This is a genomic window from Variovorax stachyos (assembly GCF_051400855.1).
Lineage (GTDB): Bacteria > Pseudomonadota > Gammaproteobacteria > Burkholderiales > Burkholderiaceae_C > Variovorax.
Genome location: NZ_JBLFFN010000003.1, coordinates 231,141 through 245,563 on the forward strand (window position 1 = coordinate 231,141; position 14,423 = coordinate 245,563).

General features: G+C 68.2%; 13 protein-coding genes. 5 read left to right on the forward strand and 8 right to left on the reverse strand.

Translation table 11 applies throughout. From position 1 onward, the window contains the following. Positions 1–4: 4 nt before the first annotated feature. Genes ACMGEZ_RS07225 through ACMGEZ_RS07235 form a run of 3 tightly spaced genes read left to right on the forward strand, consistent with a single transcriptional unit; the run spans position 5 to position 3,721 of the window. Entirely contained in the window at positions 5–2,023 is a 2,019-nt protein-coding gene (locus tag ACMGEZ_RS07225; protein WP_436821580.1) for a transglutaminase TgpA family protein, read from the forward strand. A 25-nt stretch (positions 2,024–2,048) separates the two neighbouring features. Then, positions 2,049–3,107 (forward strand): lytic murein transglycosylase B, encoded by a 1,059-nt coding sequence (gene mltB, locus ACMGEZ_RS07230; RefSeq protein WP_436821581.1) that lies wholly within the window; start codon positions 2,049–2,051, stop codon positions 3,105–3,107. After that, a complete protein-coding gene (locus tag ACMGEZ_RS07235) occupies positions 3,107–3,721 on the forward strand; it encodes an HD domain-containing protein (protein ID WP_436821582.1) in 615 nt (204 codons plus the stop codon). Before mltB ends, ACMGEZ_RS07235 begins: the two co-directional genes overlap by 1 nt. On the opposite strand, the gene ACMGEZ_RS07240 is transcribed toward ACMGEZ_RS07235, so the two are convergent. The 8 genes from ACMGEZ_RS07240 to glpD form a co-directional block, all read right to left on the reverse strand. Next, on the reverse strand, positions 3,722–4,279 hold the full coding sequence (locus tag ACMGEZ_RS07240) for a histidine phosphatase family protein (protein WP_436821583.1): 558 nt from the start codon (positions 4,277–4,279) through the stop codon (positions 3,722–3,724). It abuts the gene before it with no gap. Between the two features lie 88 nt (positions 4,280–4,367). Continuing rightward, positions 4,368–6,098 (reverse strand): ABC transporter substrate-binding protein, encoded by a 1,731-nt coding sequence (locus tag ACMGEZ_RS07245; RefSeq protein ID WP_436821584.1) that lies wholly within the window; start codon positions 6,096–6,098, stop codon positions 4,368–4,370. 87 nt (positions 6,099–6,185) lie between these two features. Then, positions 6,186–6,494 carry a DUF2160 domain-containing protein gene (locus ACMGEZ_RS07250; RefSeq protein ID WP_436821585.1) on the reverse strand — a complete coding sequence of 103 codons (309 nt, stop codon included), beginning with the start codon at positions 6,492–6,494 and terminating at the stop codon, positions 6,186–6,188. 12 nt (positions 6,495–6,506) lie between these two features. After that, a complete protein-coding gene (locus tag ACMGEZ_RS07255) occupies positions 6,507–7,319 on the reverse strand; it encodes a carbohydrate ABC transporter permease (RefSeq protein WP_068684468.1) in 813 nt (270 codons plus the stop codon). Continuing rightward, positions 7,316–8,206 (reverse strand): carbohydrate ABC transporter permease, encoded by an 891-nt coding sequence (locus ACMGEZ_RS07260; RefSeq protein WP_436821586.1) that lies wholly within the window; start codon positions 8,204–8,206, stop codon positions 7,316–7,318. The genes ACMGEZ_RS07255 and ACMGEZ_RS07260 overlap by 4 nt, the downstream gene beginning before the upstream one ends. Then, positions 8,203–9,273, reverse strand: a complete 1,071-nt coding sequence (locus tag ACMGEZ_RS07265; protein ID WP_436821587.1) for an ABC transporter ATP-binding protein — start codon at positions 9,271–9,273, stop codon at positions 8,203–8,205. The genes ACMGEZ_RS07260 and ACMGEZ_RS07265 overlap by 4 nt, the downstream gene beginning before the upstream one ends. A 2-nt stretch (positions 9,274–9,275) precedes the next feature. After that, positions 9,276–10,352: an ABC transporter ATP-binding protein gene (locus tag ACMGEZ_RS07270; RefSeq protein ID WP_436821588.1), complete on the reverse strand. Its 1,077-nt coding sequence runs from the start codon at positions 10,350–10,352 to the stop codon at positions 9,276–9,278. Then, entirely contained in the window at positions 10,343–11,992 is a 1,650-nt protein-coding gene (gene glpD, locus ACMGEZ_RS07275; protein WP_436821589.1) for a glycerol-3-phosphate dehydrogenase, read from the reverse strand. Before glpD ends, ACMGEZ_RS07270 begins: the two co-directional genes overlap by 10 nt. A gap of 99 nt (positions 11,993–12,091) precedes the next feature. On the opposite strand from glpD, the gene ACMGEZ_RS07280 reads away from it, so the two are divergent. Further along, positions 12,092–12,862, forward strand: coding sequence for a DeoR/GlpR family DNA-binding transcription regulator (locus tag ACMGEZ_RS07280; RefSeq protein ID WP_436821590.1), 771 nt, complete (start codon positions 12,092–12,094; stop codon positions 12,860–12,862). Between the two features lie 38 nt (positions 12,863–12,900). Continuing rightward, complete coding sequence (gene glpK, locus ACMGEZ_RS07285) at positions 12,901–14,397, forward strand: glycerol kinase GlpK (RefSeq protein ID WP_436821591.1); 1,497 nt, start codon at positions 12,901–12,903, stop codon at positions 14,395–14,397. Positions 14,398–14,423: the final 26 nt, after the last annotated feature.

Below are 14,423 nucleotides of genomic sequence, written 5' to 3' on the forward strand. Positions count from 1 at the left end.
CGACATGAAGCCGGCAGTCAAGCTCCAGGCCCTCCCCCGCGAAGCCAGGGACACGCTCTTCCTGCTGGGCGTGATCGCCCTCATCCTCCTGCCCCAGCTGCGCAACATCCCCTGGTGGTGCAGCACCCTCGCCGCCGTGGTGCTGCTCTGGCGCGGCAGCCTGGCGGTGCAGGCCCGCCCGCTGCCCAGCAAGTGGTGGCGCGCCGGCCTGCTCGCGGTCACGCTGCTCGCCACCTACGCCACCTACCGCACCCTGCTGGGGCGCGACGCCGGGGTCACGCTGATCGTGATCCTGCTGGCGCTCAAGACCCTCGAGCTGCGCGCGCGCCGCGATGCCTTCGTGGTCTTCTTCCTGGGCTTCTTCACGATGCTCACGAACTTCTTCTACTCGCAGTCGCTGCTGACGGCCTTAGCCATGCTGCTGGCGCTGCTGGGCCTGCTGACCGCGCTGGTCAACGCCCACATGCCGGTCGGCCGGCCACCGCTGATGCAGGCGGCGCGCACGGCCGGTTGGATGGCCTTGCTCGGCGCGCCGATCATGCTGGTGCTGTTCCTGCTCTTCCCCCGCATGGCGCCGCTCTGGGGCACGCCCAGCGATGCCATGGCGGGGCGCAGCGGCCTGTCGAACACGATGCGCGTGGGCAGCATTGCGCAGCTCGCGCTCGACGACGGCATCGCCGCGCGCATCAAGTTCGACGGCGACCGCGTGCCGGCACAACGCGACCTGTATTTCCGCGGCCCGGTGCTGTCGCGCTTCGACGGCCGGGAATGGACGGCCTCGCCGCTGCTCACGCGCGGCGCCCCGAACGTGCGCGTGCAGGGCCAGCCCGTCGGCTACCAGGTCACGCTGGAACCGAGCAACCGGTCCTGGCTGCTGACGCTCGATGCCACGCCGCAAAGGCCCGAGCTGCCCGGCTACGAGGTCTTCGGCACGGCCGACCTGCAATGGGTCGCAACCCGGCCGATCAGCGACCTGGTGCGCTATCGGGCCGAGAGCTACACGCAGTTCCAGACCGGTCCGCAGCGCCGCGGCGTGGCCCTGCGCCCGTACGTGTCCCTGCCGGCGGGTTCCAACCCGCGCACCGTCGCGCTGGCCGCGCAGATGAAGAGCGATCCCGCCCTCGCCAACGCGAACACCAGCGCCTTCGTGCAGGCCGCGCTGCGGCGGCTGCGCACCGGCGGCTACAGCTACACGCTGGAGCCCGGCGTCTACGGCAACGAGACGGCGGACGAATTCTGGTTCGACAGGAAGGCCGGCTTCTGCGAGCACATCGCCTCGGCCTTCGTGGTGCTGATGCGCGCGCTCGACATCCCCGCGCGCATCGTGACCGGCTACCAGGGCGGCGAGATCAACGGCGTCGACAACTACTGGACGCTGCGCCACAGCGACGCCCATGCCTGGGCAGAGGTGTGGGAGGAGAACACGGGCTGGGTGCGCGTCGACCCGACCGGCGCCATCTCGCCGGACCGCGTCGGCCAGTTCCAGCGCCTGGTGCCTCAGCCGGGCCTGTTCGCCGGTGCGGTGGGCGCCATGAGCCCCACCCTCGCGCAGAACCTGCGTGCCGCCTGGGAGGCACTGAACAACGGCTGGAACCAATGGGTGCTCAGCTATACGCAGAGCCGTCAGCTCGACCTGCTGAAGCACCTGGGCTTCGACGCGCCCAGCCTGCAGGACCTCGCGACCGTGCTGCTGGCCCTGCTCGTCGTCGCGAGCCTCGGCGGCGCCGGCTGGACCTTGTGGGAGCGCAGCCGGCACGACCCGTGGCTGCGGCTGCTCGGCCAGGCACGCATGCGCCTCGCGCAGGCCGGCATCGAACTGCCCGAGGGCACCCCGCCCCGCGAGATGGCGAAGCGGCTCGCCGAGCGCTTCGGCGACGGCTCGCAGCCCGTGCAGGACTGGCTGCTGCAGCTCGAGGCCCAGCGCTACGCCGCCTCACCCAGGCTCACGCTGCCCGCCTTGCGCGCCGAGTTCCGGCATCTCGCCTGGCCACTGAAACCACATGTGTCGCGCGCCAGGCCCTAGCGCACGGCCTGCACAATCGGAACCCATGCGACGCCTTCTCCCGACCGCTTTCTCGCTGGCCCTCGTCCTGTTGGGCGCCGCCCTTCCCCCCCTCCCCGCTTCCGCGCAGAAAGTCGTGCGCGGCGAAACGCCCTACGCCACTCGCCCCGACGCGATGGAGTTCGCCGACGACGTGGCCACGCGGCGCAACCTCGACCGCGCGTGGGTGCGCGCCACCATCGGCAATGCGCGCTTCCTGCCCAACGTGCCGCGCCTGATGGTGCCGGCACCCCGCGGCACGGCGAAGAACTGGCGCGTCTACCGCAGCCGCTTCATCGACCCGGTACGCATCGCCGCCGGCGTGCGCTTCTGGCGTGCCAATGCCGCCACGCTGGCGCGCGCCGAGGCCGAGTACGGCGTGCCGGCGGAAATCATCGTCGGCATCGTCGGGGTCGAGACCATCTACGGGCGCACCATGGGCAACTTCCGCGTGATCGACGCGCTGGCCACGCTGGCCTTCGACTTCCCGCAAGCCCATCCGCGCGCGGCCGAGCGCCAGGCCTTCTTCCGCAGCGAGCTCGAAAGCTTCCTCAGCACCGAGAGCCGCACCGCCGAAGACCCGATGGTGCCGGTGGGCAGCTATGCCGGGGCGATGGGCATGCCGCAATTCATGCCCAGCAGCATCGCCAAGTACGCGATCGACTTCGACGGCGACGACCGCATCGACCTGGTCAACAACCCGGCCGACGTGATCGGCTCGGTGGCCAGCTACTTCAAGGCCTTCGGCTGGCAGCCCGGCATGCCACCGATCTACCCGGTGAGCTTCGACCCCGCGCGGCTCAAGAAAGACGTGCTTCTGGCGCCCGACATCGTTCCCACCTTCAGTGCCGACGCCTTCGTGGCCGGCGGCGCGGTGCTCGAGGGCGAGGCGCTGCGGCACAAGGGGCTGCTTGCGCTGATCGAGCTGCAGAACGGCGACGATGCGCCCACCTACGTGGCAGGCACGCAGAACTTCTACGTCATCACCCGCTACAACTGGAGCAGCTACTACGCGATGTCGGTGATCGAGCTCGGGCGCGAGGTCCACGCGGCAATGGAGCACTGATGCAGGCCGATGCGCGCCGCGCCGAATGGGCCGCCGCCTGGGGAGCGCTGGGCGTCGAAGCGCCCGACGCGCTCCTCGATGCACTGCTGGCGCGTTACGGCGAACCGCATCGCGCCTACCACACGCTGCAGCACCTGGACGAATGCCTCGAAGGCCTCGCGCTCGAGCGCAGCCGTGCAAAGCGTCCTGCCGAGATCACGCTGGCGCTCTGGTTCCACGACGCCATCTACGACGTGCACCGCCACGACAACGAGGAACGCAGCGCCGACTGGGCGCAGCAGGCATTGCGCGATGCGGGCGCGGATGCCGATGCGGCGCAGCGCGTGCACGCGCTGGTAATGGCCACGCGTCACCAGGCGCAGCCCGAGGAAGCCGATGCGCAATTGCTGGTCGACATCGACCTGTCGATCCTCGGTGCGCCGGCGCCGCGCTTCGCCGAGTACGAGCAGCAGATCCGCTTCGAGTACGCGCACGTGCCGCCCGAGGTTTTCGAGCCCCGCCGGCGCGAGATCCTCGGCAGCTTCCTCGCACGCGACCCGCTCTATCTCACGCCGTCGATCCGCGCGCGGCTCGAGGCCCAGGCCCGCCTCAACCTGCAGCGCGCGATCGCTTGATCAAACGCCGAAGCCGCCGCGCGCCACCACCTGGCCGGCGCGGTCCACCACGACAGCCTCCCCCATCGACACCGACTCGCCGGTGAACGCGGTGATGTTCACCTGGTGCGTGACCCACACCTCGAAGGCGCCGGCCGGAATGCGCGCCAGGCCCTCCAGCAGCAGCTTCCGGTTCTCGGGCGCGACCTGCGCATTGCCGAATGTCGAGTTGAGCGGCGCCCACGGCTCGTGTGCTCCGAAAGCCAGGTCCGCCGTGTCCTTGCAGCGGCACCACGCGCTGGAGCGCACGGCCCGTGGCCGCAGGCCGCGGCTGCGGAACCATTCACCGGCGGCACGCGCCTGCGCCCGACCTGCATCGCTCAAGTTGCGCTGGGTGGCGCACTGGTCGAGCCTGAATCCGGTTGGATCGCCGACGCCCGGCGTGGTCTGCGCGTGGCGCCACATCAGCGCGCAGCGGCCGGCGCGCAAGCGCTCGGCCATCGCGTCTTCCCCCTGCCGGGCATGGGCGGGGCCGAGCAGGGCGGCGGGCAGAAGGATGAATTCGCGTCGTCCGAACATGGCGCGAGGCTAGCAAAGCCGCAGACCCCAATGCAAAAAGGGCTGCCATGCCCGCGGCACGACAGCCCTTGCAGGAACGCTCGGACGCTCAGCGCGCCTTGCCTTCCTTCCACGCCGTCAGCAGCTTCTCGTAGTCGATGGTCTCGCCCTTCGGCTTCTCGTTCGCCAGCTTCTTCCACGGCGCGTGCTGGTCGCTCAGCCACTTGTTGGAATCGCCCTTGGCATTGAGCTTGGGCGCGCACTTGGCCATGCCGGCGCGCTGCAGGCGGGCCATCACGTTGTCCATCTCGTCGGCCAGGTTGTCCATCGCCTTCTGCGGCGTCTTCTCGCCCGTCACCGCCTCGGCCACGTTCTTCCACCAGAGCTGCGCGAGCTTGGGGTAGTCGGGCACGTTGGTGCCTGTAGGCGACCAGGCCACGCGCGCCGGGCTGCGGTAGAACTCGACCAGGCCGCCCAGCTTGGGCGCCATGTCGGTCATCGCCTTGGACTGGATGTCGGACTCGCGGATCGGCGTCAGGCCCACGATGGTCTTCTTCAGCGAGGTGGTCTTGGCGGTGATGAACTGCGCGTAGAGCCAGGCGGCCGCGGTGCGGTTCTCGTCGTGTGCAGCGAAGAAGGTCCACGAGCCCACGTCCTGGTAGCCGTTCTGCATGCCCTGCTTCCAGTACGGCCCGTTCGGGCCGGGCGCCATGCGCCACTTGGGCGTGCCGTCGGCGTTGACCACGGGCAGCCCGGGCTTGGTCATGTCGGCGGTGAAGGCGGTGTACCAGAAGATCTGCTGCGCGATCTGGCCCTGCGCGGGCACCGGGCCGGCCTCGCCGAAGGTCATGCCGGTGGCTTCGCGCGGTGCGTACTTCTTCATCCAGTCGACGTACTTGGTCAGCGCATAGACGGCAGCCGGCGAGTTGGTCGCGCCGCCGCGCGAAACGCTGGCGCCCACCGGCGTGCACTTGTCGTCGGCCACGCGGATGCCCCATTCGTCGATCGGCAAGCCATTGGGCGTGCCGATGTCGGCAGTCCCGGCCATCGACAGCCAGGCATCGGTAAAGCGCCAGCCCAGCGACGGGTCCTTCTTGCCGTAGTCCATGTGGCCGTAGATGGGCTTGCCGTCGATGGTCTTCACGTCGACGCTGAAGAACTCGGCGATGTCCTCGTAAGCGCTCCAGTTGAGCGGCACGCCCAGGTCGTAGCCGTACTTGGCCTTGAACTTTTCCTTCAGGTCCGGGCGCGCGAACAGGTCGGCGCGGAACCAGTACAGGTTGGCGAACTGCTGGTCGGGCAGCTGGTAGAGCTTGCCGTCGGGCGCGGTGGTGAACTTGGTGCCGATGAAGTCCTTCAGGTCCAGGCCGGGGTTGGTGTATTCCTTGCCCTTTCCGGCCATGTAGTCGGTCAGGTTCATGACCTTGCCGTAGCGGTAGTGCGTGCCGATCAGGTCGGAGTCGGAGATCCAGCCGTCGTAGATCGACTTGCCCGACTGCATCGAGGTCTGCAGCTTCTCGACCACGTCGCCTTCCTGGATCAGGTCGTGCTTGACCTTGATGCCGGTGATCTCCTCGAAGGCCCTGGCGAGCGTCTTCGACTCGTACTCGTGCGTGGTGATCGTTTCCGACACCACCGAGATCTCACGCACCCCCTTGGCCTGCAGCTTCTTCGCGGCGTCGATGAACCATTTCATCTCCGCGGTCTGCTGGTCCTTGCTCAGGGTCGACGGCTGGAATTCGCTGTCGATCCACTTCTTGGCCTCGGCCTCCCCGGCCGAGGCGCTCTGCATGGCGAGCGCTGCGGCTGCCAGTGCCAGCGCTGTGTGGCGAATCTTCATGGATGTCTCCTCAAGGTGCTTCCCGGTGTTGTGCAGATCCCGGCCCCGGGAAAGCGGAGAGCCGGACAGCGTGAAAACATGGCGTGCTCAGCCCTTGCGCATGACCAGCGCCAGCACGAGCATCGACAGCACGAAGCTGATCCAGATCGAGGGCTCGGCCTCCAGTTCCAGCCACTCCTGGAGCTTGCCGGCGATGCCGATGAAGGCCAGGTTGATGTAGGCAGCGATCAGCAGGCCGATGAAGAGCCGGTCGCCGCGCGTGGTCTCCATCGGCAGCCAGCCGCGGCGCAAGGTGGTGGGCGACTTGACTTCCCACACGGTCATGCCGACGAGCATCAGCGCGATGCAGCTGAAGAAAACGGCCACCGGGGTGGTCCAGACCATCCAATCGAGCATCTCTCGTCTCCTTTAGACCCGGCCCATCGCGAAGCCCTTCGCGATGTAGTGCCGCACGAACCAGATCACGATCGCGCCGGGCACGATCGTCAGCACGCCCGCCGCCGCCAGCGTCGCCCAGTCCATGCCGGACGCACTCACCGTGCGCGTCATCGTCGCGACGATGGGCTTGGCATTCACGCTGGTCAGCGTGCGCGCGAGCAGCAGCTCGACCCAGCTGAACATGAAGCAGAAGAAGGCCGCGACGCCGACGCCGGCCTTGATCAGCGGCAGGAAAATGGTGAGGAAGAAGCGCGGGAAGGAGTAGCCGTCGATGTAGGCCGTCTCGTCGATCTCGCGCGGGATGCCGCTCATGAAGCCCTCCAGGATCCACACCGCCAGCGGCACGTTGAAGAGCAGGTGCGCCAGCGCCACGCCCAGGTGCGTGTCCATCAGCCCGACCGTGGTGTAGAGCTGAAAGAAGGGCAGCAGGAACACCGCCGGCGGCGTCATGCGGTTGGTCAGCAGCCAGAAGAAGACATGCTTGTCGCCGAGGAAGGAATAGCGCGAGAAGGCATAGGCCGCCGGCAGCGCCACCGTGAGCGAAACGACAGTGTTGATGCCGACGTAGATCAGGCTGTTGATATAGCCGGAATACCAGGACTCGTCGGTGAAGATGCGCGCGTAGTTGGCCCAGGTGAACTGCTGCGGGAAGAAGGAGAAGCTCGAAAGGATCTCCTCGTTGGTCTTGAAGCTCATGTTGACCATCCAGTAGATGGGCAACAGGGCGAACAGGATGTACAGCAGCAGGAAGATGCTGCGCTTGCGGAAGCGCCTTTCGTTCATTTCGTCTCCTCCACCACTTGCGTTCCCACCCGCTGCATCCAGTTGTAGAGCACGAAGCAGAACAGCAGGATGATCAGGAAGTAGATCAGCGAAAACGCCGCCGCCGGGCCCAGGTCGAACTGGCCGACGGCCTTCTGCGTGAGGTACTGGCTCAGGAAGGTGGTGGCGTTGCCCGGCCCGCCGCCAGTGAGCACGAAGGGTTCGGTGTAGATCATGAAGCTGTCCATGAAGCGCAGCAGCACCGCGATCATCAGCACGCCGCGCATCTTGGGCAGCTGGATGTAGCGGAACACGGCGAAGCGGCTGGCGCCGTCGATGCGCGCGGCCTGGTAGTAGGCGTCGGGAATGGAGCGCAGCCCGGCAAAGCACAGCAGCGCGACCAGCGGTGTCCAGTGCCAGACGTCCATCACCAGCACCGTGATCCAGGCATCGGCCGCACTGCCCGTGTAGTTGTAGTCGACGCCCAGCTTCTGCAGGGTCCAGCCGAGCAGGCCGATGTCGGCGCGGCCGTAGATCTGCCAGATGGTGCCGACCACGTTCCAGGGAATCAGCAGCGACAGCGCGACGATCACCAGCACGGCGGAGGACTTCCATCCGGTCGCCGGCATCGACAGCGCCAGGCAGATGCCGAGCGGGATCTCCACCAGCAGCACCGCCAGCGAGAAGCCGAGCTGGCGCCAGAGCGCCGCATGCAGCTCGTCGTCGCGCATCACCGAGGCGAACCATTCGGTGCCCACGAAGACGCGGCGCTCGGGCGAGATGATGTCCTGCACCGAATAGTTGACCACCGTCATCAGCGGCACGATGGCCGAAAAGGCCACGCACAGCAGCACCGGCAGCACCAGCCACCAGGCCTTCTGGTTGATGGGCTTGATTGTTCCGTTCATGCGACCAGTTCCTCATCCCGGTAGAAGCACGTGTGCTCGTCCACCACCTTCAGCCACACCGGCGCGCCGATCGGCGGCACCTGCATGTCGGATGGAAGCCGCGCCTTGATGACGCTCTCCCCTGCCCGCGCGGTCAGCATCTGGTGCGTGCCCACGTCCTGCAGTTGCACCACGCTTGCCGCCAGCGCACCGGGCGCGTTCGGCTCGGCCAGCGTGACGTACTCGGGCCGGATGCCCAGCTTGAGCGCGCCCTCCGGCAGCGTGCGCTGCGTCGCGAGCCGCATGCCCGCGACCTCGAGCGACCAGCCGCTGCTCTGCACCGGCAGGAAGTTCATGCCCGGCGAGCCGATGAAATGGCCGACGAAGGTATGGGCGGGCCGCTCGAAGAGCGCGTCGGCGCTGCCCACCTGCACCGCCTTGCCGCGCGTCATGACCATCACCTCCTCGGCGAAGGTCAGCGCCTCGACCTGGTCGTGCGTGACGTAGATCAGCGTGAGCTTGAGCTCGCGGTGGATCTGCTTGAGCTTGCGCCGCAGCTGCCACTTGAGGTTGGGGTCGATCACCGTCAGCGGCTCGTCGAAGAGCACCGCCGACACGTCGTTGCGCACCAGCCCGCGGCCCAGCGATATCTTCTGCTTGGCGTCGGCCGCGAGCCCGGCGGCGCGCTGATTGAGCTGGCCGCTCATGTCGAGCATCTCGGCGATCTCGCCCACGCGCTTCCTGATCTGCTCGGCAGGCATCTTCCGGTTGCGCAGGGGGAAGGCGAGGTTCTCGGCAACCGTCATGGTGTCGTAGATCACGGGGAACTGGAACACCTGCGCGATGTTGCGCTCCTGCGGCGACGCGTGCGTGACATCGCGCCCGTCGAAGCTGACGGTGCCGCGCGAGGGCACCAGCAGCCCCGAGATGATGTTGAGCATGGTGGTCTTGCCACAGCCGGAGGGGCCGAGCAAGGCGTAGGCGCCGCCGTCGCGGAAGCTCATCGTGAGCGGCAGCAGCGCATAGTCGCTGTCCTGCGTGGGATTGGGCCGGTAGGCATGGGCCAGGTCGAGGTCGATGCGTGCCACCTTCAGGCTCCTTGTCTGCGCCAGGCGGGCGCGACGGCCAGCCGATCGGTGCTGTCGAACACATAGGCTTGCGCGGCCGAAAAGTAGAGCGTGATGGCGGCGCCGAGCTCGAAACGGTGCACGCCCGTCAGCTGGGCCACCAGGTCGCCCACCAGGGTCTCGACGTGCACGAAGGTGTCGGAGCCCGAGATCTCGGCCAGCTCGACCTTGCCGGGGATGGCGATATCGCCCTCGCCGGGGCGCACGTCCAGCGCGCTGGCACGCAGGCCGACGGTGACCGCGCCGTCGACGCCGGCCGACAAGGTCGCCGGCACCAGCGGGCCGCCGGCCAGCTGCACGCCGCCGGCCGCCACGCGCCCGGCCAGCAGGTTCATCGGCGGGTCGCTGAAGGCACGGGCCACGCGCAGCGACTGCGGCGCATGGAAGACCTCGGCGGTCGGGCCGTACTGCAGCAGCTCGCCGTCGTCCATGACCGCCGTGTAGCCGCCGAGCAGCAAGGCCTCGCCGGGTTCGGTGGTGGCATAGATCACGGTCGAGTCGCCGGTGGCAAAAAGCTGCGTGAGTTCCTCGCGCAGGCCTTCGCGCAGCTTGTAGTCGAGGTTGACCAGCGGCTCGTCGAGCAGCACCAGCGGCGCGTTCTTGGCCAGCGCGCGCGCCAGCGCCACGCGCTGCTGCTGGCCACCGGAGAGCTCGGCCGGGTAGCGGTCGAGGAACATGCCGATGCTCAGCTTGTCGGCCAGCTCGCGCACGCGGGCCTCGATGTTCTTCTCGCCGCGCAGCTTCAGCGGCGATCCGATGTTCTCGGCCACCTTCAGCGAGGGGTAGTTGATGAACTGCTGGTACACCATGGCCACGTTGCGCTCGCGCACCGGCACGCCCGTCACGTTCTTGCCGTCGACCAGGACCAGGCCCGAGCTGGGCGTGTCGAGCCCGGCCATCAGCCGCATCAGGCTGGTCTTGCCGGCTTGCGTGGCGCCGAGCAGCACCGTCACCGCGCCGTGCCTCGGCGCGATGCTCTGCTCGTAGAGCCAGGTCTGTGCGCCCACCTTCTTGGTGACGCGCTCGAGTGTCAACTGCATGCAACTCCTTCCTGCTGCCTGGGGGTGTGGGCCTGCTGCTGCATCCAGGCACCGACACGTTCACGTTCTTCCGGCGTGTAGTGCAGGCCCAGCTTGGAGCGCCGCCACAACACGTCGTCGCCGCTGCACGCCCATTCCTCGTCCTGCAGGTAGCGCAGCTCGCGCTCGTGCAGGCCGGGCGCGACGGCCTGGCCCATGTCATTCATCGATTGCGCATCGCCGATCACCGTGGCAATGCGCGAGCCGTAGGCGCGCGAGAGCCGGCGCGCCAGGGCGCCCTCGAGCCAGGGGTGCTTCGCGCGGACGGCCTCCACGAAGCGCTCGAAGTCCGAGTCGGGCCGCGTGGCGGCGCCGATCCAGCCCGACAGGTCGCCGCCAGCCAGGAAGGCGCCCTCGGTCCAGGCCGCGCGCGATTCGCCGAGCATGCGGCCCATCTCGTCGGCCGCATCCTCCGAGAGCTTGCGGAAGGTCGTGATCTTGCCGCCCCACACCGACAGCAGCGGCGCCGCGGTGGTGTTCGATTCGAGCATGTAGTCGCGCGTCACCGCGGAAGGGTCGCCCGCGGCATCGTCGAGCAAGGGCCGCACGCCCGAGTAGGTCCAGACCACGTCCGCCGGCACGACCGGCTTCTCCAGATAGCGGCTGGCCTGGGTGCAGAGGTAGTCGATCTCGTCCGCGCCGATGCGCGCCGCGCCGGGGTCGTCGCCGCTGAGTTCGATGTCGGTGGTGCCGATCAGCGTGAAGGCGTCCTGGTAGGGAATCGCGAAGATGATCCGCTTGTCGGGGTTCTGGAAGATGTAGGCGTGGTCGTGGGTGAAGAGGCGCGGCACCACGATGTGGCTGCCCTTGACCAGGCGCAGGTGCTTGGTGGCCAGCGCCTCGCCCTGCGCAGGCCGTGCGACGCCCCGCAAGAAGGACTCGGCCCAGGGCCCCGCCGCATTGACCACCGCGCGGGCCCGCACCGTGCGCTGCCCGCCCGGGCCCTCGAGCACTGCGGTCCAGCCATCGGCGTCGCGCTGCGCGCTGAGGCAGCGCGTGCGCGTCAGCACCTCGGCGCCCCTGGCGCGCGCATCGAGCGCATTGAGCACCACCAGCCGGGCATCGTCGACCCAGCCATCCGAATACACGAAGCCGCGCTTGAACTGAGGCTTGAGCGGCGCGCCGGCCGCGTGCGCGCGCAGGTCCACCGAGCGCGAGCCCGGCAGCACCTCGCGCCGGGCCAGGTGGTCGTACAGGAAGAGGCCGATGCGCACCATCCAGGCCGGCCGCATGGAGGGGTCGTGCGGCATCACGAAGCGCAGCGGCCACATGATGTGCGGCGCGCTGCGCAGCAGCACCTCGCGCTCCTGCAGTGCCTTGCGCACCAGCGAGAACTCGTAGTACTCGAGGTAGCGCAGCCCGCCGTGGATCAGCTTGGTGGAGGAAGAAGAGGTGTGCGCCGCGAGGTCGTCCTTCTCGCACAGCAGCACGCGCCAGCCGCGGCCGGCCAGGTCGCGCGCAATGCCGCAGCCGTTGATGCCGCCGCCGACGATCAGCACGTCGCAGGCGGCCACGGCGGCCGACGAGGATGGTGGGGTTTCGCTCACTGTCTGGGTGTGGATTGTTCGAACCACGCTCGAGGCGTTTTCGGTTTTTTTCATTTTGGTTCCTTAAGGCGCGATTTTGCTAGTCGTTAACCCTTAAGTCCATTCGTTTTCTTTCGTTCTAAAGTAGCGCGCCATGCGCTCTGTTCCATTCGCGTGAATTCGAATCCCCGCCAACTCAAGCTCCTCAACACCGTGCGCACGCGCGGCTCGGTCACGGTCGAACAGCTGGCCGACATGCTCGGCGTGACGCTCCAGACGGTGCGGCGCGACGTCCAGCGCCTGGCCGACGAGGGGCTGCTCCGGCGCTTTCATGGCGGCGTGCGGGTGCCGAGCTCGACCACCGAGAACATCGGCTACCAGCAGCGCGAGAACCTGCATGCGGAAGGCAAGGCGCGCATCGCGCGCGCCGTGGCGGCGCGGGTGCCGAACGACTGCTCGCTGATCCTCAACATCGGCACCACCACCGAGGCCATCGCCAAGGCGCTGCTGCAGCACACCGGGCTGCGGGTGATCACCAACAACCTCAATGTCGCGACCATCCTGAGCGACAACCCGAACTGCGAGGTGATCGTCGCCGGCGGCTCGGTGCGGCTGCGCGACCGCGCCATCGTGGGCGAGGCCACGGTCGATTTCATCCGCCAGTTCAAGGTCGACATCGCGCTGATCGGCGTCTCCAGCATCGAGGCCGACGGCACGCTGCGCGACTTCGACCTGCGCGAGGTGAAGGTGGCGCAGACCATCATTGCGCAGGCGCGCGAGGTCTGGCTCGCGGCTGACGCGAGCAAGTTCAACCGCCCGGCCATGATCGAGCTGGCCAAGCTGTCGCAGATCGACTGCCTCTTCACCGACGCGGAGCCGCCGCCGCCCTTCCCCGAGCTGCTGGCGCAGGCGCAGGTCCGCTGCGAGATCGCGCGCGACCACTAAAGAAGGTCCATTCACACCTTCTATCAAGGACATTGCCCATGACCTACCTGCTCGCCCTCGACCAGGGCACTTCCAGTTCCCGCAGCATCGTGTTCGACCGGGAGGGGCGCATCGTCGCCCTCGCCCAGAAGGAGCTCACGCAGATCTACCCGCAGCCCGGCTGGGTCGAGCACGACCCGATGGAGATCTGGCACAGCCAGTTGGCCACCGCGCACGAGGTGCTGGCCAAGGCGAAGCTGAAGGCGAGCGACATCCACGCCATCGGCATCACCAACCAGCGCGAGACCACCGTGCTGTGGAACCGCAAGACCGGCCAGCCGGTGCATCACGCCATCGTCTGGCAGGACCGGCGCGCCGAGCCGCTGTGCGCGAAGCTGCGCGAGGACGGCATGACCGGCACCATCCAGGAGAAGACCGGCCTCGTCATCGACGCCTACTTCTCCGCCACCAAGCTGCGCTGGCTGCTCGACAACGTGCCCGGCGTGCGCGCCGCGGCCGAGCGCGGCGAGCTGGCCTTCGGCACCGTCGACAGCTGGCTCATCTGGCAGCTGACCGGCGGCAAGCAGCATGTGAGCGACGTTACCAACGCCTCGCGCACCATGCTCTTCAACGTGCACACGCATCAGTGGGACGCCGACCTGCTCAAGGTGCTGGACATCCCCGCCTCGCTGATGCCGGAGGTCAAGCCGTCGAGCACGCATTTCGCCGATACGGACATGGGGCTGTTCGACCGCCCGCTGCCCATCGGCGGCGTGGCCGGCGACCAGCAGAGCGCCCTCTTCGGCCAGGCCTGCTTCGAGGCCGGCATGGCCAAGAACACCTATGGCACCGGATGCTTTCTGCTCATGCACACGGGCGGCGACTTCCAGCCTTCGCACAACGGCCTGCTCGTGACCAGCGCCGCGCAGACGGCGGGCATGCCGCCGCAGTACGCGATGGAGGGCAGCGTCTTCGTCGGCGGCGCCGTGGTGCAGTGGCTGCGCGATGGCTTGAAGGCCATCCAGGGCAGCGCGCAGGTGCAGGCGCTCGCAGAGAGCGTGCCCGACGCCGGCGGCGTGATGATGGTGCCGGCCTTCACCGGCCTCGGCGCGCCTTACTGGAACGCCGATGCGCGCGGCACCATCACCGGCCTGACGCGCGGCACCACCGTCGCGCACATTGCGCGCGCGGCGCTGGAGAGCATCGCCTACCAGAGCGCTGCGCTGCTGCAGGCGATGAGCCGCGACGCGGTGGCCGCGGGCGGCACGCCGGTGGCGGAACTGCGGGTGGATGGCGGCGCGGCCGTCAATGATCTGCTGATGCAATTCCAGGCCGACCTGCTGGGCATTCCGGTCGTGCGGCCGGAGGTCATCGAGACCACGGCCCTCGGCGCCGCATACCTGGCGGGGCTTTCGACCGGCGTGTACCGCGACACGGGCGAGCTGTCGAAGCAATGGCGGGTGGAGCGTCGCTTCATCCCGACCTTGAGCCGGGAGAAGGCCGAGGAGAAGATGGGGCGCTGGGAATTGGCGGTGCGGAGGGCGACGCTGGTTTGAACGAACCCGGGCGTCGCGAGGAACGC